The organism is bacterium (genome assembly GCA_028821235.1).
GTDB lineage: Bacteria > Actinomycetota > Acidimicrobiia > Spongiisociales > Spongiisociaceae > Spongiisocius.
The window spans coordinates 1-17,453 of record JAPPGV010000099.1; the positions used below are offsets into that span (position 1 = coordinate 1).

The window sequence follows — 17,453 nt, forward strand, 5'->3', positions numbered from 1 at the left end:
CGTGAGGCGTCTGGAGAAGATGGAGGATCTGATCAGCGAGTTCGACGGGGTGGACAGGGTGTTCGCCATGCAGGCGGGCCGCGAGGTCCGGGTGGTGGTCGATCCGGTGAGCGTGACGGACCTGGAGGCGTCCGACCTGGTGCGGCGCATATCGCGCCGGCTCGAGCGCGACCTCCGCTACCCCGGCCAGATCGAAGTGACCGTGATCCGGGAGCTCCGGGTCACCGACTACGCGCGGTAGGTGGGCTCGAACATGGGCCAGCTCGTCCAGATCGCACCACCCGAACGCCGCTCTGTGGAGCGGCGCCGACCCACCCGCGCCGGGCGGAGCTACTTCCTGCGTACCTTCGGCTGCCAGATGAACGAGCACGACAGCGAGCGGGTAGCCGGGTTGTTCGAGGCGGACGGCATGGTGCGGGCGCGCTCCCTGGACGAGGCCGATGTGGTGTTCGTGAACACCTGCACCATCCGCGAGAACGCCGACAACCGGATGTACGGGAACCTGGGTCAGCTGAAGCAGCTGAAGGAAGCCCAGACCGGCCGGATGCTCATCGTCGGCGGTTGCGCCGCGCAGAAGGATCGCGAGCTGGTCCGGGAACGCGCCCCGTGGGTGGACGTGGTGCTCGGCACCCACAATCTCCATCGGGTCGTCGACCTGATGGACCAGGCGGAGGAGTGGGGTCCGGTCACCGAGATCGTGGATGCCCTGGACACCATGCCCTCCGAACTGCCGGTGCGCCGGGAGTCGCCATACTCGGCGTGGGTGACCATCCAGATCGGTTGCAACAACACCTGCACCTTCTGCATCGTGCCGGCGGTCCGGGGGCCGGAGATCAGTCGCAGGCCCGGCGACATCATCCGCGAGATAGAGCAGTTGGCGTCGGAAGGCGTGATCGAGGTCACCCTGCTGGGCCAGAACGTCGATACCTACGGGCGGGACCTGGCCATCGACGGGCGCCGCCGGCCGATCTTCGCCCAGCTGCTCGCCCGGGTGGGTGAGGTCGAGGGGATCCGGCGGATACGGTTCACCAGCCCGCATCCCAACGACTTCCGCCGCGATGTGGCCGAGGCGATGGCGGGCACCGAGGCGGTGTGCGAGCAGCTTCACTTCCCGCTCCAGTCGGGCTCCGACCGGATCCTGGCGGCCATGCATCGGGGCTACCGGGCCCGGAAGTTCCTGAACCGGCTGGAGATGGCCAGGGAGGTCATCCCCGATCTGACCGTGTCCACCGATGTGATCGTGGGCTTCCCCGGCGAGACCGAGGAGGACTTCCGGAAGACGCTCGAGGTGGTCGAGGAGGCTCGTTTCGACCAGGCCTACATGTTCCTGTTCTCGGCTCGCCCCGGGACCAGGGCGGCCGCCATGACCGATCGTTTCGTCCCCGACTCCGTAGCGAAGGAGCGGTTCGGGCGCCTGGTGGAGCTGCAGACCCGCATCGGGTCGGAACGCAACCTGCGCCACATCGGCCGGCGCATGGAGGTGCTGGTGGAAGGACCCTCCAAGCGCGATCCCTCGGTAGCGACCACGCGGAGCCGGGGCAACAAGATAGTCCATGTCGAGGGGGAGTTCGCCCCGGGAAGCCTGATGGATGTGACGATCGAGCGGGCCGGGGCGCACTACCTGGTCGGCGCTCCCGTCTGAGGCTCGGAGCGAGTCGGTGGGCTCGCCCCGTCCCTCGGCGCGGATCATCGCAGTTCTGGGACCTACCGCATCGGGCAAGAGCGACCTGGGGATGGAGCTGGCCAGGCGCTCGGGCGGGGAGATCGTGTCGGTGGACTCGATGCAGGTCTACCGGGGGATGGACATCGGGACGGCCAAGCCGTCGCCGGCCGAGCAGGCCGAGATCCGTCATCACATGATCGATCTGGTCGATCCGGATGAGGACTACGCGGTGGCGGAGTTCCAAAGGACGGGCCGGGCAGCCATAGCCGCGATCGCGGCCCGGGAACGGCCGGTGGTGATCGTGGGAGGCTCGGGCCTCTACTTCCGGTCATTGGTGGATCCGCTGCGGTTCCCGCCTTCGGACCCGGCGGTGAGGGCTGCGGTCAGAGGAATGCCCCGAAGCGACGCGGTGGCCGAGCTGCTGGAGGCCGATCCCGGAGCGGGCGACCATGTCGATCTGGCCAACCCGCGCCGCGTGAGCCGAGCCCTCGAGGTCGTACGGCTGGGGGGAGGGACCCCGACGGAGCGGGCGGCCGATCCTCTGTTCGAGCAGGTGAAGGACTACCGGCCGGAAATGCGGTTCGCCGCCATCGGGGTGGACCCGGGCGACGCGCTGGGTGACCGGGTGGAGCACCGGATCGATCTGATGCTCCGAGATGGGCTGGTTGAGGAGGTGGCCGGGTTGGCCGACCGGCTGGGCCGTACCGCTTCCTCCGCGGTGGGGTATCGCCAGATGCTTCCGGTCGTGGCCGGGAGTTGGTCGGTTAGAGAAGGGCGGAAGGCTACCGTGCGAGCCACCATGGCTCTTGCCCGGAAGCAACGCACCTACTTCGGGCGGGACCCGAGAATAAGGTGGCTGGACTGGCATCCGGATCCGGCGGCCCGCCACGCAACGGCCAGTCGATTGATCGGGGAGATGACGTCTTGGAGTTCTTGAAGATGGAGGCGCTGGGCAACGACTTCATCGTGATCGAAGGGTCCACTCCGGACCCCGGTCAGGTACGGGCCTGGTGCGACCGTCGCCGCGGCATCGGGGCTGACGGTGTTCTGTTGGTCTCCGGTCCCGGTCGTTCTGGCGCAGCCGCTCGGATGAGCCTTTGGAACTCTGACGGCTCGTTCGCCGAGTCATGTGGCAACGGGCTCCGGTGCGTGGCCCGCTACGTGTTCGATCGGGGATGGGCGGAAGGCCGCGCGTTCACCGTGGAGACCTCCACCGGCCCCAGCGAAGTGGAGGTCATGGCAGACGGATCCGTCCGGGCAGGACTCGGCACCTACCGCATCGGCAGCTCGGTGACCGCCTCCGGGCACAGCTTCGTTTCGGCGAGCGTGGGCAACCCCCACGCGGTCACGTTCATGGACTCGCCGGCCGCGATCGACCGCGTGGACCTGGGCGAGATCGGCCGCCTCATGCAGGATCATCCGGCATTCCCCGAGGGTGTCAACGTCGAGTTCGCCGCTCCGCTCGAGCAGGGGGTGTTCCGGGTCCGGGTCTGGGAGCGAGGGGCTGGAGAGACCCGGGCATGCGGCACGGGTGCGGTGGCCGTAGCGGCAGTGGCGCACGCCCAGGGTCGAGCCGGGCCGGCGGTCGAGATCTGCTATCCCGGTGGCAGCCTCGGTGTGGAAGTAGCCGGCGACACGGCTTGGATCAGGGGTCCGGCCGTATCGGTCTTCGCGGGGACTATCCCGGCCTGAACCGGGCGGGACCGGTGGCCAGGCTACGGAGCACGGCCACTACCTTGCCGAGCACCTCGACCCCCGAGGTGTAGACCATGGGCGGATAGTCGGGGTTGGCGGGGTGAAGGACGACCTTCCCAGGCCGCCTCTCCAAACGCTTGACGGTGGCTTCCTCCCCTTCGGTCAAGCACGCCACGATCTCACCGTTCTCGGCGTGGGGCTGGCTCCGTACCACGACCATGTCACCGTCGAGAATGCCGGCATCGATCATCGAATCGCCGCGCACCTCGAGCATGAAGAGCGGTCCCCCGGCCCCGACCAGGGCCTGGGGTAGAGGCATGACCTCCTCGATGTTCTCCTCGGCCAGGATCGGCGCGCCGGCGGCGATCCGCCCCACGAGAGGAACGTCGCGGGTCGTAGCCGATGGACGGACCCGCTCGTCCGCGCGCCGGGTCAGCACCACGATGGCGCGGGGCTTGGTGGAGTCGCGCCTGATATGGCCCGCATCCTCCAGGCCTTTGAGGTGGCGGTGGACACTGGCGGGCGAGCGGAGCCCCAGATACTCCCCGATCTCCCGCACCGAGGGCGGGTACCCCTGCTCGGCCACTGCCCTTTGGATCAACTCAAGGATCTGTTGCTGCCGAGGTGGCAGGTCGGTCGGCTCGCCCGGTCCCTCGCCTCCGGTGCGGACTGCGCTGGTCGGCATGGTCGATACTCCTTGTCAATCGTTGTCTAGGCAGTACTCTACCGCAGATTTCTCCCGGATACCGAACTCATGTTCGGGTACGCCTGTCAGGGCGTCCGGCCGGAGGAAGCCGCGGCGGGTACTTGACGGCCCGAACATACGTTCGCTAGAGTGACCTCATGAAAGCGAACATATGTTTGGAACCGAGCCAACCCTACTACCCGGTACCGGGTGGGCGCGGTATTACCGCCGGGTCCATGACGGCTCCCGCCCATCGGCGTGCCATGCTGCGGATGGTGCTGGTGCCGGTCATCGTGGTGGGCTTGGCGGTGATGCTCTTGGGTCCGCAGGCCGACGCAGGGTCCGAGCCAGTTCCGGCGGTGTCCCATGTGGTGAAGGCGGGCGAGACGCTCTGGTCGATTGCGAGCGCCCACACTGCTCCCGGGGAAGATGTGCGCCGGACGGTGTCACTCATCCGTTCGGCGAACAGGATGCCGTCCGGGACGGTTCGGGTGGGCACGACCATCGCGATTCCGGTGGGTGAGATTCCCGGCTGGGCAGGGAGCGCAGGCTCCTGACTACTCCGGGGGGAGACACGAAACCAAGCCGGCAGACGGTTGCTATGCGCCGGCCGCTATAGCCGGGTAAGCCCGATCAAGCCTCGGCGGGAGAGCCTTGGATCTCGGCCAGGAACCGCTCGTTCTGTTCCGGGCGGGGGAACGAAGACTGGGTTCCCGGGCCGGTGACGCTGTCGGCCGCGCAGGCGTTGCCGAGCCGGACCGCATCGCGCTCGTCCAGACCCGAGGCGATCCCCACCACGAAGGCTCCCACGAAGGCGTCGCCGGCGCCGGTCGTGTCGACGGGGTCCACGCGGGGCGGGCGGAGGCGAGTGACCCGGTCGAGTCCGGGTGACACCAGGGCCGCCCCCTCGTCGCCGAGCGTGACCAGCAGGCGACTTCCGGTTTCCCTCGCGAATCCGGTGAGCGCGTCGTCCGAGTCCGTAGACACTCCCGCCAGCATCTCGAACTCCACCTCGTTCGGAATCAGCCAGTCACTCAACTCCAGGATGTCGTCCGACAGAGGGGCGGCCGGCGCCGGATTCAGGATGGTGATCGCCCCTGCCTCCCTCGCAGCGGCGAAGGCGGCCGCGGTGACCTCCTGGGGGATCTCGAGCTGGCCCACCACCACCGCGGCGTCCGGTGTCTCCCGGACCGATCGAGCCGCCTGATCGGCCGTCAGTTCGTGGTTGGCGCCGGGGATGATGATGATCCGGTTGCTCCCATCCGGCTCGACCCAGATCGGGGCCACACCGCTGGCCCCCGGGACCCGGTACACATGGGTGATGTCTATCCCGAAGGTCGCGAAGTTGTCCAGCGTCATGTCCCCGTAGGCATCGTCGCCCAGACAGTTGACCATCACCACGTCGGCGTCGAGAAGCCGGGCCATGACGGCCTGGTTGGCCCCCTTGCCTCCGAAGCCCATCTGGAAACGCTCCCCGACCAGGGTCTCTCCCGACCTGGGGATCCGCGATGCGTAGGCGGTCAGGTCGATCATCGTCGAGCCGACCACGACCACCTTTGGTGGGCTGGAACTCGTGGCCATCAGGTCTCCTCGCTGTCTGGCTGCCCTCAACCGCGGAACGAATCGGATCGCGGTTGACGATCTTATCTTACTTGCTATACAATTTCTGAAACCGTTTTCAGACAAGGCGACGCAGATGCACCGCATCCCGGACGTCTGAGATGAAGAGGAGCCGGAAGGCTTGAAAGCCCCGACCATCGCCGATGTAGCCCAGGAGGCGGGCGTCTCCGTGTCGACCGTGTCACGCCACCTGCGAGGCGACCGAGTGCGGGCGGCGGAACGCATCAGCCGTGCCGTTGCCCGACTCCGCTACCGGCCCAGCCCGGCTGCGCAGTCGCTCAAGTCGGGAAAGACCGGCGCCGTCGCCCTGGTTGTCCCCGACATCACCAACCCCTTCTTCGCGGCGGTGGTCCGCGGCGCGGAGAGCATTACCTCCCAGGGAGGACACACCATCTTCCTGGCCAACACCGACGAGAGCGACACCCGCGAAGCCGAAGTAGTCGAGGACCTGCTGACCAGGGTGGACGGGATGCTGCTGGCACCCGCCAGCGAGGACAACCCAAGCCCGCAACGCCTGGCTGATGCCGGAGTTCCGACCGTCCTGATCGATCGCGAGGCGCCGTCCACCGGTCGCTTCGACACCGTGCTGATCGACAATCACAGTGGGGCTCGGTCCGCCGTCGAGCATCTCCTGTCGAACGGGCACGAGCAGATAGCGACCATCGCCGGGACCGTGGACTCCACGCCCGGACGGTTCCGCCTCGAGGGATACCGCGCCGCCCTGGCCGCGCACTCGATCGAGCTTCCACCCGGATTCGTCCAGTCGGGGGGCTTCAAGGAGCACGGCGGCTACCAGTCGATGCTGCGGTTGCTTGCCCTTCCCGACCCACCGACCGCGGTCTTCGTGGCCAACAACACGATGACCATCGGCGCTTTGAGAGCCATCAAGGACATCGGTGTTCGCATCCCTGACGACCTTTCGGTGGTCGGGTTCGATGACCATCCGTTCTCCGAGATCCTCGATCCGCCCTTGACCGTCATCGACCGCCCGATGGAGGAGCAGGGCGCCCTGGCTATGCGGATGCTCCTGTCCAGGATGAGGAACGACTCCTCACGCGAGTCCAGGCGGGTGGTGCTCGACGTCCGCCTCATCGAGAGAGCGTCCTGCGGGCCTCCGAGGAGCGCACCGGTGGGCGCCCGTCCCAGGGCGGCGAGGTTTTGAAGGCCTGTCCAGCGCCGGCAACCCATCCGACCCCCTCGGGGGTGCGGATCGGGCCGGTGGCTAACCAACACAACAAACGAGAAAAGGAGGACAGAGAATGCGAAGACGACGCACCACTCTTCTAGTACTGTCAGCGGCACTCGCACTGGCCGCGGTCACGGCGTGTGGCGGGGAGTCGGCAGACCCCACCACGACGACCGCCGCCCCGACCACGACGGCCGCTCCGACAACCACGGCCGCGCCGGAACCCGACTTCAAGGTCGCCGTTGCGTACGACCTGGCAGGTAGGGGTGACGGCGGATTCAACGATCTCGCCTACAACGGCGCCGAGCAGGCTGCCGCCGAGCTCGGACTCGAGCTCACCGAGGTGACCGCCAAGGCGGAGGACACCGACCAGGATCGGTCCGATCGGCTCCGGCTGCTGGCGGATTCGGGCCACAATCCGATCATCGCCGTGGGGTTCACCTACGCGGGACCGGTTGCGGAAGTAGCCGCCGAGTACCCCGACGTGTGGTTCGGCATCGTCGACGACGGCACGGTCGAAGCCCCCAACGTGGCGGGCCTGGTGTTCGCCGAGGAGGAAGGTTCCTTCCTCGTCGGGGTGGTGGCTGCGCTCGAGAGCGAGACCGGCCACGTGGGATTCATCGGTGGCGTGAACGTCCCGCTCATCGTGAAGTTCGAAGCCGGTTACATCGCCGGGGCGAAGGCCGTCAACCCCGACATCGAGATCACGTCCACCTACCTGAGCCAGCCTCCTGACTTCTCGGGATTCAACGATCCGGCCAAGGGCAAGGAAGCCGCGAAGGGGATGTTCGACGCAGGCGCAGACATCGTGTACGCGGCGGCCGGGGGATCCGGCGGCGGACTCTTCGAAGCCGCGACCGAAGGCGGATACCTGGCCATCGGAGTGGATGCCGACCAGTACCACACGGCTGCCCCCGAGGTACGTGATGTCATCATGACCTCGATGCTCAAGAACGTGAACGTGGCCACCCATGCCTTCACCACCCAGGTCGTTGACGGGTCCGCCCAAGCAGGGGTGAACCTGTTCGATCTCGAGGCGGGCGGTGTCGGGTACTCGACCTCGGGTGGTCTGATCGACCACATCGTCGGCGAGGTCGACGCCTACGCGGAGCAGATCATCTCCGGCGAGATAGCGGTTCCCGCCACGACGGGCTAGGAGTCGATGCCCGCCCCGGCCATCGAGCTGCGAGGGATCACCAAGAGATACCCGGGGGTGGTAGCCAACCGGGACGTGAACCTTCGTGTCGAGTCCGGTACCGCTCACGCGGTGATCGGCGAGAACGGGGCGGGCAAATCGACCCTGATGAACATTCTGTACGGGATGGTTGTGCCCGACGAAGGAGAGATCCTCGTCGAGGGCACACCCGTCCCGATGTCGTCGCCGGCCGATGCCATCGCGGCGGGGATCGGAATGGTGCACCAGCACTTCAAGCTGGCAGACAACCTGACCGTTCTCGAGAACGTGATCCTCGGTGACGAGCCCACCGGGCGCGCCGGCCGGATCGACTTCGAAGCGGCCCGGACCCGGATTGTGGAGTTGGGGGATCACTACCGGATCCCCATCGAGCCGGACGCTCTGGTGGCCGATCTATCGGTCGGGAACCGGCAAAGGGTCGAGATCATCAAGGTCCTCTACCGCGGCGCGCGGGTGTTGATCCTGGATGAGCCCACGTCGGTGCTGGTTCCCCAAGAAGTGGACGAGTTGCTCAAGAACCTGCGGAGGCTGACCGGCGAAGGCCTGACCGTGATCTTCATCTCCCACAAGCTCGATGAGGTGCTGACGGTTGCCGATGAGATCACGGTGATGCGGAACGCGAGGACTGTGGCCCATACCCGACCCGCGGAGATCACGTCCAGGGAGCTGGCACAGCTCATGGTCGGCAGCGAGCTCCCGACGCCCGAGCCGAGAACCGTCGAGGTGCGGTCCGAGGTCGGGCTCAGGCTCGAGTCGGTGTCCACCCGCGGTAGGGGTCACGAGACCAGCCTGTCGGACATCGACCTCACCGTCCGGTCCGGAGAGATCGTCGGCATCGCCGGTGTGGAAGGTAACGGCCAGTCCGAGCTCATCGAGACCATTCTCGGGCTGACCAGTCCCGTGGGGGGCCGCGTGCTGTTGGGCACGGAGGACGTCACGGAGGCGGCCACCAGCATCCGGCGCCGGCTGGGGCTCTCCTACATCCCCCAGGATCGCCACCGCGAGGCCCTGCTGCTAGATGCAACCCTGTGGGAGAACCGCATCCTCGGCCATCAGATGCATCCTCCGATCAACCGGGGGGTGTGGATCGATCGCAAGGCGGCCCGGGCGGACACGGAGCGGATCGTGGCCGACTCGGACGTGCGCACTCCCAGCATCGAGGTGCTGGCCTCGGCGCTGTCGGGCGGAAACCAGCAGAAGCTGATAGTCGGCCGTGAAATGGCCGGCGAGCCTCGTGTCCTCATCGCGGCGCATCCGACCCGCGGCGTGGACGTGGGCGCCCAGGCTGCGATCTGGACGCGGTTGTCGGCGGTGAGGCGGGCGGGAGTAGCCGTCCTTCTCGTGTCCGCGGACCTGGAGGAACTGATCGGGATCTCGGATCGGATCCTTGTGATCCTGCGGGGCCGGTTCGTGGGCGAGTTCGATCCCGCGGCTATCGGTCCGGAGGACCTGGGTGCGGCCATGACGGGAGCCGATGCCGCGTGATGGAGACCCGTATCGAGCGTGTCCTGCTCCAGCTGATCGCGCCGGTGGTCGCCATCTTCTTCGCGGCACTGCTGGCCGCCGCCATCCTCCACTTCACGGGCGCAGACGCAGGAAGCGTTCTCGGCGAAGTCGTGGCCTTCGGCACCACCCCTGCCAGCCTGGTGGCCGTGGTCAACAAGGCCACCACGTTCTACCTGGCGGGAATCGCCGGTGCGATCGGGTTTCGAATGCTGCTCTTCAACATCGGCATCGACGGGCAGTACCGGCTTGCGGTGTTCTTCGCCGCGGTGGTCGGCGCGTCGGTGTCGCTCCCGCCGGTACTCCACGTCACGCTCATCATCGTGGTCGCCATGGCGGTCGGGGCCGGATGGGCGGCCCTCGCCGGTTACATCAAGGTGACGCGCGGGGTCTCGGAGGTCATCAGCACCATCATGCTCAATGCCGTGGCCACCGGGATCATCGCCTACCTCCTCGCTCCGGGGAGGCTGGCCGAGCGGGCGGCCGGCAGCAACAACATCCGGACCACACCGATTCCGTCCTCCGGATGGTTCCCCGGTTTCGAGGTCGCGGGCAAGGAGGTGTTCGGCTTTACGCTCGTCGCGGCGGCTCTCGGTATCGGCTTCTGGATCCTCCTCAACCGGACCCGCTTCGGCTTCGAACTGCGCGCCAGCGGCCTCTCGCTCCGGGCTGCCGCGGTCAGCGGCGTCAACTCCAAGCGCATGATCTTCGTGACGATGGTCATGTCCGGAGCGATGGCCGGTCTGGTGGGGATACCCCAACTCCTGGGGTCGTCTCACCAGTACGGCCTCGACTTCCCGGCAGGCTTCGGATTCACCGGCCTCGCCATCGCGATTCTCGGCCGTAACCATCCCTTAGGGGTTGCGTTCGGCGCCCTCCTCTGGGCATGGCTGGAACGATCCTCCCAGATTCTCGACCTGCTCGGCGTGTCACGCGAGATAGTGACCATCATGCAGGCCACGATCGTGTTGAGCGTGGTGGTGGCCTATGAGGTCGTCCGGCGCGTCAACGTGCGCCGGCAACAGAAGCTGGTAGGTCGGAGCGAACACGTAGGCATCGAGAGCGGAGCAACGGCGTGAACACCGTCAGCGAGCCAAGGACTTCGCGCTCGGTCTGGCGGCGATGGTGGATGCGGGTGCTGCTGGCCCTCCTGCTGCTGTCGGCGGTAGCGGACATCGCGAACACCCCGGACCTCCTGTCCCGCGGCGCCGTGAGCGCCTCGCTCCGGTTCGCGGTTCCGATCGTGCTGGCCGGGCTCGGCGGGTTGTGGGCGGAGCGCTGCGGCGTCATCAACATCGGGCTCGAGGGCATGATGATCATCGGTACCTGGATGGGCGCGTGGGCGGGTTTCCAGTGGAGTCCCTGGGTGGGGGTGCTGGCTGCGGTGGCGGGTGGAGCGGTGTTCGGTGCTTTCCACGCCCTGATGACGGTCTCGTTCGGCGTGGACCAAGCCGTTTCGGGCATTGCCATCAACGTCGCCGCCCTGGGCTTGGGCCGGTTCCTGTCGTCGATCTTCTTCGAAGGCCAGGTGGGAGGAGGGATCAGCCAGTCGCCGCACGTAGGCCAGATCGCAAACGTGTCGGTCCCCGGTCTCGCCGAAGTGCTGGATCCGATCGCGACGCTGGAGACCCCGGTGATCTCGGACATCGCCGAGATAGTGATCGGCGTGACCACCGGCGTGTCGCTCCTGACCATCCTGGCGGCCGCACTGGTGTTCCTGTCGTGGTGGGTCCTCTTCCGGACCAGCTTCGGGCTCCGGCTGCGGGCCTGTGGCGAGAACCCGGCGGCAGCGGATTCTCTCGGAGTGAACCCGAACCGGATGCGCTACGCGGCGCTCACGGTGTCGGGCGCCCTGGCAGGCCTCGGCGGGGCCTTCCTGGTAACGGTGGCCTCCTCGATCTACCGCGAAGGACAGGTGGCAGGACGCGGGTTCATCGGTCTGGCCACGGTGATCTTCGGGAACTGGATGCCGGGTCGCCTCACCATCGGAGCACTTCTCTTCGGGTTCACCGACGCGCTCCGGACCCGCCAGGAGACCACGATGACGGCCCTGCTGATCGTCGGGGCGGTCGTGTTCGCCTTCCTGACGGTCCGCGCCGTTCGCGCCCGCAATCGAGGCGCAACCTTCGCGTATGCGATCGCCGCGGTGGGTCTGGGCTGGTGGTTCCTCGGTTTCGGGGTCGTTCCGTCGGAGTTCGTCGGCTTCGCCCCGCACCTGACCACTTTGCTCGTGCTGTCCCTGGCGCACCAGAGGATCCGCCCGCCGCAGGGAATCGGTGTTCCCTACCGGCGCAGCGAGGCCAACTAGCAGTGGTCTGTCTGCGAAACGACTTGGCGTGGTCTGGCGGTCATCGGCGTCCCGTCACTGCGTTCCGCTTCCTTGACGTGCCGCTGCGGGCACGCCTTCGTCAGCGGGCCTTGCGAGGAACACCGCTGCCGACGCCATACCACACCGCCGTTCCGCAGACAGACCACTGATCCGGCTGAGAGGAGCAAATGGTGAACGCTACATATTGGGATGGCCCGGTTCTGCGATCGGTGCTGGGCGTCGTTGAACGCTCCCGACATGTCCGGACCTCACGGGACGCGGTGGAACGGGTGGCCGGCTGGATGGCCTACGAGGAGTTCGCCTTCCCTCGCGGTGGGGCGGCGGGCGAGTTCGACGTGGGCTCGAATCCGGACGACATCATCGATGTCACCATGCTCGTGGGCATCCTGAACTTTGCCTTCACCGACTTCGACACCGGACGCAAGTTCGAGGCGGATTACAAGGGCCAGACCTGGTCGGACAGCTTGGGAATGTTCGCCTGTCTCCATCAGGCCCTCTCGAACGGGGTCCCGCTGCTCGACGGCGAGTATCTGGCTTCGGTTACACGCTCCGACCTCGACGACATCTTCCGCGGCAATGTCGAGATGCCGATGCTCGACGAGCGCGCCGAGATCCTCAACGAGGCAGGCGCGGTACTGGTGGATCGGTACGAGGGCCGGTTCCACCGTTTCGTCCGCACCTGCGCGCCGGCGATGTATGCGGACGGTGACGGGCTCATGGAACGGCTCATAGCCGAGTTTCCCCGGTTCGATGACACGAGCACCTATCACGGCGCGGACGTGCACATCCACAAGCTCGCCCAGCTGGGTCTATGGACCCTTCACATGGCTCTCCACACCTCCGGCGAGTGGAGCCTCAAGGATCTGCCGATGATGACCGCCTTCGCCGACTACATCGTTCCGGTGGCCTTGGAGGTGATGGGGATCTTCGAGTACACCCCGGAGTTGTCAACCCGTATCTCTGACGGCGACATGATCGAACGTGACAGCGATGAGGAAATCGAGATCCGGGCCCATACCCTGTACGCCACTGCCCTGCTGACGGACGCTATCAACGCTCTGAGACCTCCTGACCTGCAGGTAGTGATTCCCCAGGTCGACTTCCGGCTGTGGTCGAAGTACCACGCGACGTTCCGGCCGCACCACCTCACCAGGACGGTGATGTACTGACCTGGCTGCTCCGCCGAACCGGCCCCGGCGGCTATCGCGCGCTCATGCGCATACCGGGGGCGCGACCCCTGCTGTGGTTCGGATTGGCCGGTCGGTTTCCCAACTCCATGTTCCCGGTCGGCCTGGTATTCGCAGTGGAGGCGATCACCGGATCCTACGGGGTAGCGGGCTCGGCCTCGGCGGGCTTCAGCCTGGCGGGCGCGGTGGCGAAGCCCATTGGTGGCCGGCTCGTGGACCGCTACGGCCAACGTCTCGCGGCGCGGTCCCTGCTGGTCGCCTTCGTCGGTTGCGCGGTGGGCTTGTTGATGGCGATCAGGGTGGCGGCGACACCAGGGGTAATCGTCTTGCTATCCGTCGCGGCGGGCTTGACGGCGCCCAACATAGGCGCACTCACCCGGGTCCGCTGGACCCAAATGACCGAGGCACGGGACATGCCGCGGTGGCAGGCGTTGGAGTCGGTAAACGACGAGATCAACTTCATCGTCGGTCCCACGGCGGTATCGGCCATGGCCGCATGGTTCACGGCCTCGGCCTCCTTGGTGGCCGCTACGGTGCTGGCGGTCGCAGGGACGCTCGGGGTGACATCGCTACCCGGAGAACCGCGTTCCGGCCGGGTGATTCGGCGCCGCGCCGCGACATGGATGAAGGCGACCCATCTCGCCGTACTCGGTTCCGTGGGCGGTCTCGGGATGGTCCTCGGCGGGGTCGCCATCACGATCGTCGCCTACACCGCCGAGCTCGGACACCCCGCATGGTCGGCGGTGATCTTCCCCCTCAATGCCGGGGCCAGCCTCGTGGCGGCGCTGGTGGTAGGCCGCATCGGCCCCGGAGACCTGGTGTCCCAGCAACGGAGGGCGACTTTCTGGCTTCTGCTGGTACTGCTCCCTTACGGCTTCGGCGACGGCATCGTGTGGTTCACCGTCACGGCGATGATCGCAGGCTTGGGAACATCACCGACCTTGATCCAGGCCAACTCGTCGGCTGTCGCCACCATCCCTCCTGAGCGAAGAACCGAGGCACTCTCGTGGATCGCCGCCGCGGCGGGTATCGGCATCGCCGCCGGATCGGCGATCACCGGCCTGCTGGTCGACGCGATCGGCGCTGACGCGGCCAGGCTCTCGGTCACCGCCTTCGGTGCTCTTCCCGCCGCTATCACGTTCGCCATGATCTTGACCGGCGGCCGAAAGGGGCACCGATGACGATTCCGATCCTGCTGGATGTGGACACCGGCATCGACGACGCGCTCGCCCTTCTCTACGCGGCCGCCTCCACCGAAGCTCGCCTGGTGGGTGCCAGCTGCGCGGCCGGCAACGTCTCCCTCGACGAGGTCATAGCCAACACGGCGGCTGTCCTGGACCTGGCAGGACATCCCGAGGTCGAGGTGGCGCCCGGACGCGCCGGGCCGATCAAGCGCCCGCTAGTCATGACCCCGGAGACCCACGGACCCACCGGGACCGGGTACGCGACGCTCGCGGCGGCGCCGGATCGGATCAGTGGAAGGTCCGGGATCGACCTGATAGTCGACAGCGCCCGTGCGGAACCGGGGGAGATCACTCTCGTGGCGCTCGGACCGCTGACGAATGTGGCGGCTGCGCTGCGCCGCGAACCTCGTCTGCTATCCCTGCTCCGGCGGTTGGTGATCATGGGGGGTTGCTTCACGGTCGCGGGGAACACCGCTCCTCGTACCGAATGGAACATGCACGTCGACCCGGAAGCGGCCAAGGAGGTGTTCGCCGCCGCCGGGAGGGGTACTCCTAGCCTGCCGCTCGTGATGCCGCTCGACGTCACCGAGCAAGCACGCCTCCTGCCGCATCATTTGGCTCGGATGGCCGAACTCGCGGGTACTGAGATGGACTCGCTGCGGCCGCTGGTCTCCGAGGCCAATCCGCTCATGTCCTTCATCGCTGATGCCCTCAGGTTCTACATGGAGTTCCATGACCGCTACGACGGGTTCTACGGGGCCTTCGTGCACGATCCCTTCGCCGTGGCGGCCGCCCTGGATCCCTCCCTCGTGAACACCGTGGACACCACCGTCGAGGTGGAGACGAGCGGAGAGTTGACGACGGGCGAGACGGTCGCGGACTTCAGGAGGGCATGGGGCCGCGAGCCGAACGCGGCGGTCGCCCTGGACGGCCGAGCAGACCTGTTCCTGGAACGCCTCGTCACCAGGATCGCAGGCTTGGTGAGCCGGCACGGCAGCGGGTCCTGACACATCGGCCCGGGATGGGAGCCGGACAGGTCTCCCGTCCGCGCTCCTCTGCCGGCCATGCGGCTAGCGGGAACGCCATTTGTGAGCAGTGGCCCCGATCAGGCCACCCTCCTACAGTTGCATGACGATGGCCGCCACCTCATCGAGCCGGCTCACGGCCCAGGTCTTGACCTCTCCGATGGGGGCGTGGAGTTCTTCGCGGAGGCCCGAGATCGCTCCGCCCAGCCGGTTGCTGACATCGGCGGCTCGGGTGGCGTCGCCGGTCCTCAGGGCCGATATGTATTCGGCCTGGATCTGCTCGACCGAGGCAACCGTCTCCGAGGCCCTCTGGCGGAAGCCTTCGAAGACGGGATCGTCCGGAAGCCTGGCGAGCAAGAGGCTGGTCTCGGCGATCGACGTGCTGAGTTGGAGAGCGATCTCGTCGACCTGGCCGGGCGGCGCCTGTTCCGGTAGCTCGGGGAGGTTGAAGGCGAGGGACATCGTCAGCGAGTAGGCCATGGCATCGCCGATCTGCTTACCGATGCTGAGGGCTTGCGCCGAGCCCGAAGCCAGCAGGTCTCGCGGCCCCGCCAGCGCGTTGATGTCCGCTGTCCTGCCGAGAATCGGCGTGCTGGGCAATGGTTCCGCGGCCAGCGAAGCCGAGCGTCGGGCGGCGATGTCGAGATCGCTGAGGTGGCTGGTCAGGGTCGACAGGCCGGCGTCGCTCGACAGGCCGTCGGCGTATATCGAGTTGGCGACCGGTCCGAGCGTGTCGAACAGCTCCTGGGCCGATCGCGTGTACTGGGTCTCACGGGCGGCGGCGGCCTGAACCGGCATGTCGGTCAGCGTCCTGTACGAGGCGCCGATGAGCGTGACCATGATGGCCAGCCCGGCTCCGATGACCAGCATCCGCCAGAGGCCGCGACGGTCCTTGCTGCCCACCCCGGGCAGATCATCCGATAGCAGCTTGTTCTCCATGTCCCATTCGGATGTCGCGTCCCACATGGCCTTCACGGCATCGCCCATGTTGTGGGGACCGCTCATCTCCGCGGTGACGGAACTGAGGGAGGGGAGCTGGTTCCAGTACTCGTCATCGGGCGCAGTCGGCTCGAAGGACTCCGTCCGCTCCGTTTGCCGGTTGTCGAAGGAGGTCTCGACCTCACCGAATCCGAGCAGGGATGCGAGCGGCGAGCCTTCCGAGGAAGGGGCGGCCGGGAGGAGATGCGTCTCGGGGATCTCCGAAACGGCGGGGGAGGCCACGGCGGGCGGACGTCGGGCTACCAGGGATCGCGCCCGTCCGGCTGTCACCTGTCTCCGCCGGGCCGAGGCGCCGGGTTCGACTCGGGCTTCCCGTGCTGGCCGGGTGCTCGACCGGCCCGTTGGTTCCAAGGCCCGGAAATCGTCCGGACCCTCCTGGGCCGCGTGGGGGCCAGCCATGGGAACGGCCCACACAGAGCGATGTGTCCATGAGGGAAGGAACCGGACCAGACCGCTACGCTCTACATCCATATGGGAGGGCTGGTAAGGACTCCAGCTGCGGCCGGCCAGGTGCTTGCCGCGATTAGCACGAGAGTCGGAGGCCGAACGGGCACCGGTGAAAGCACCGGTCTTGGCCGCAGGCCGGGTGGAAATGATCGGATGCTCGGGTCTTAAGGTAACCATGGGGGCGGTGTGCTCCTAGTGCCGTACTCCGCCCGGCTTCAAGAGCCCCGATTGCATCTTGTCTGGGGATTGGTGAGGCGTGCATCTTAACGTTCTCAAGCTCGATTCGGAACTACCCTCGCCCAACCGCGCCCATCCGTCCGATGCAGGGCTTGATCTGTACGCTCGCTTCCCCGTTCGGCTGGAACCGGGAGAGTACGCCACGGTCGACACCGGAGTGGCCGTGGCGATACCGGACGGACACGCCGGGTTGGTGCTTCCCCGGAGCGGGCTGGCCCGCAGGTACGGGGTTGGTCTCGCCAATGCCCCTGGCCTCATCGATGCCGGCTATCGCGGGGAGATCCGTGTGGTGCTGATCAATCACGGTCGGGAGCGATGCAGCATCGCCCGCGGTGACCGGATCGCCCAGTTGGTGATCGTGCCGATCGTGCTCCCGGTGCCACGAATCGTTGATCGATTGGATGAGACCGAGCGGGGAGCGGACGGGTTCGGCTCGTCAGGGCGCTAGTGGTCTGTCTGCGAAACAACCGGGTGCTCTGGCGGCCATCGGCGTCCCGT

General features: G+C 67.0%; 17 protein-coding genes. 14 read left to right on the forward strand and 3 right to left on the reverse strand.

What is annotated here, in order from left to right; translation table 11 throughout:
• From OXK16_11085 to dapF, 4 genes are all read left to right on the forward strand, one after another.
• Positions 1-241: ribonuclease Y (locus OXK16_11085; GenBank protein MDE0376491.1), on the forward strand; the 241-nt coding region annotated here is incomplete at its 5' end.
• Positions 242-253: 12 nt separating this feature from the next.
• Positions 254-1,642 (forward strand): tRNA (N6-isopentenyl adenosine(37)-C2)-methylthiotransferase MiaB, encoded by a 1,389-nt coding sequence (gene miaB, locus OXK16_11090; GenBank protein MDE0376492.1) that lies wholly within the window; start codon positions 254-256, stop codon positions 1,640-1,642.
• Positions 1,643-1,658: 16 nt separating this feature from the next.
• Positions 1,659-2,600 (forward strand): tRNA (adenosine(37)-N6)-dimethylallyltransferase MiaA, encoded by a 942-nt coding sequence (gene miaA / locus OXK16_11095; GenBank protein MDE0376493.1) that lies wholly within the window; start codon positions 1,659-1,661, stop codon positions 2,598-2,600.
• Positions 2,588-3,355 carry a diaminopimelate epimerase gene (gene dapF, locus OXK16_11100; protein MDE0376494.1) on the forward strand — a complete coding sequence of 256 codons (768 nt, stop codon included), beginning with the start codon at positions 2,588-2,590 and terminating at the stop codon, positions 3,353-3,355. Before miaA ends, dapF begins: the two co-directional genes overlap by 13 nt.
• On the opposite strand, the gene lexA is transcribed toward dapF, so the two are convergent.
• The gene (gene lexA, locus OXK16_11105; protein MDE0376495.1) at positions 3,342-4,043 is read right to left on the reverse strand and encodes a transcriptional repressor LexA; all 702 of its coding nucleotides are present in this window, start codon (positions 4,041-4,043) and stop codon (positions 3,342-3,344) included. The genes dapF and lexA overlap by 14 nt on opposite strands.
• Positions 4,044-4,279: 236 nt before the next feature.
• Here lexA and OXK16_11110 point away from each other — a divergent pair, with 236 nt between their 5' ends.
• The gene (locus tag OXK16_11110; protein ID MDE0376496.1) at positions 4,280-4,600 is read left to right on the forward strand and encodes a LysM peptidoglycan-binding domain-containing protein; all 321 of its coding nucleotides are present in this window, start codon (positions 4,280-4,282) and stop codon (positions 4,598-4,600) included.
• 76 nt (positions 4,601-4,676) lie between these two features.
• On the opposite strand, the gene OXK16_11115 is transcribed toward OXK16_11110, so the two are convergent.
• A complete protein-coding gene (locus OXK16_11115; protein ID MDE0376497.1) occupies positions 4,677-5,624 on the reverse strand; it encodes a ribokinase in 948 nt (315 codons plus the stop codon).
• Between the two features lie 160 nt (positions 5,625-5,784).
• Here OXK16_11115 and OXK16_11120 point away from each other — a divergent pair, with 160 nt between their 5' ends.
• The 8 genes from OXK16_11120 (at position 5,785) to OXK16_11155 (ending at position 15,254) form a co-directional block, all read left to right on the forward strand.
• Positions 5,785-6,825, forward strand: a complete 1,041-nt coding sequence (locus OXK16_11120) for a LacI family DNA-binding transcriptional regulator (protein ID MDE0376498.1) — start codon at positions 5,785-5,787, stop codon at positions 6,823-6,825.
• 97 nt (positions 6,826-6,922) lie between these two features.
• Entirely contained in the window at positions 6,923-8,005 is a 1,083-nt protein-coding gene (locus tag OXK16_11125; GenBank protein ID MDE0376499.1) for a BMP family ABC transporter substrate-binding protein, read from the forward strand.
• Positions 8,006-8,011: 6 nt separating this feature from the next.
• Positions 8,012-9,529, forward strand: coding sequence for an ABC transporter ATP-binding protein (locus tag OXK16_11130; GenBank protein MDE0376500.1), 1,518 nt, complete (start codon positions 8,012-8,014; stop codon positions 9,527-9,529).
• Entirely contained in the window at positions 9,529-10,626 is a 1,098-nt protein-coding gene (locus tag OXK16_11135) for an ABC transporter permease (protein ID MDE0376501.1), read from the forward strand. The genes OXK16_11130 and OXK16_11135 overlap by 1 nt, the downstream gene beginning before the upstream one ends.
• Positions 10,623-11,855 (forward strand): ABC transporter permease, encoded by a 1,233-nt coding sequence (locus OXK16_11140; GenBank protein MDE0376502.1) that lies wholly within the window; start codon positions 10,623-10,625, stop codon positions 11,853-11,855. Before OXK16_11135 ends, OXK16_11140 begins: the two co-directional genes overlap by 4 nt.
• 191 nt (positions 11,856-12,046) lie before the next feature.
• Positions 12,047-13,045: a hypothetical protein gene (locus OXK16_11145; GenBank protein MDE0376503.1), complete on the forward strand. Its 999-nt coding sequence runs from the start codon at positions 12,047-12,049 to the stop codon at positions 13,043-13,045.
• On the forward strand, positions 12,985-14,244 hold the full coding sequence (locus OXK16_11150; GenBank protein MDE0376504.1) for an MFS transporter: 1,260 nt from the start codon (positions 12,985-12,987) through the stop codon (positions 14,242-14,244). The genes OXK16_11145 and OXK16_11150 overlap by 61 nt, the downstream gene beginning before the upstream one ends.
• The gene (locus OXK16_11155; protein ID MDE0376505.1) at positions 14,241-15,254 is read left to right on the forward strand and encodes a nucleoside hydrolase; all 1,014 of its coding nucleotides are present in this window, start codon (positions 14,241-14,243) and stop codon (positions 15,252-15,254) included. Before OXK16_11150 ends, OXK16_11155 begins: the two co-directional genes overlap by 4 nt.
• A 111-nt stretch (positions 15,255-15,365) precedes the next feature.
• Here OXK16_11155 and OXK16_11160 read toward each other — a convergent pair whose 3' ends face one another.
• Positions 15,366-16,541: a hypothetical protein gene (locus OXK16_11160; GenBank protein ID MDE0376506.1), complete on the reverse strand. Its 1,176-nt coding sequence runs from the start codon at positions 16,539-16,541 to the stop codon at positions 15,366-15,368.
• Between the two features lie 433 nt (positions 16,542-16,974).
• Here OXK16_11160 and dut point away from each other — a divergent pair, with 433 nt between their 5' ends.
• Entirely contained in the window at positions 16,975-17,403 is a 429-nt protein-coding gene (gene dut, locus OXK16_11165) for a dUTP diphosphatase (GenBank protein MDE0376507.1), read from the forward strand.
• Positions 17,404-17,453: the final 50 nt, after the last annotated feature.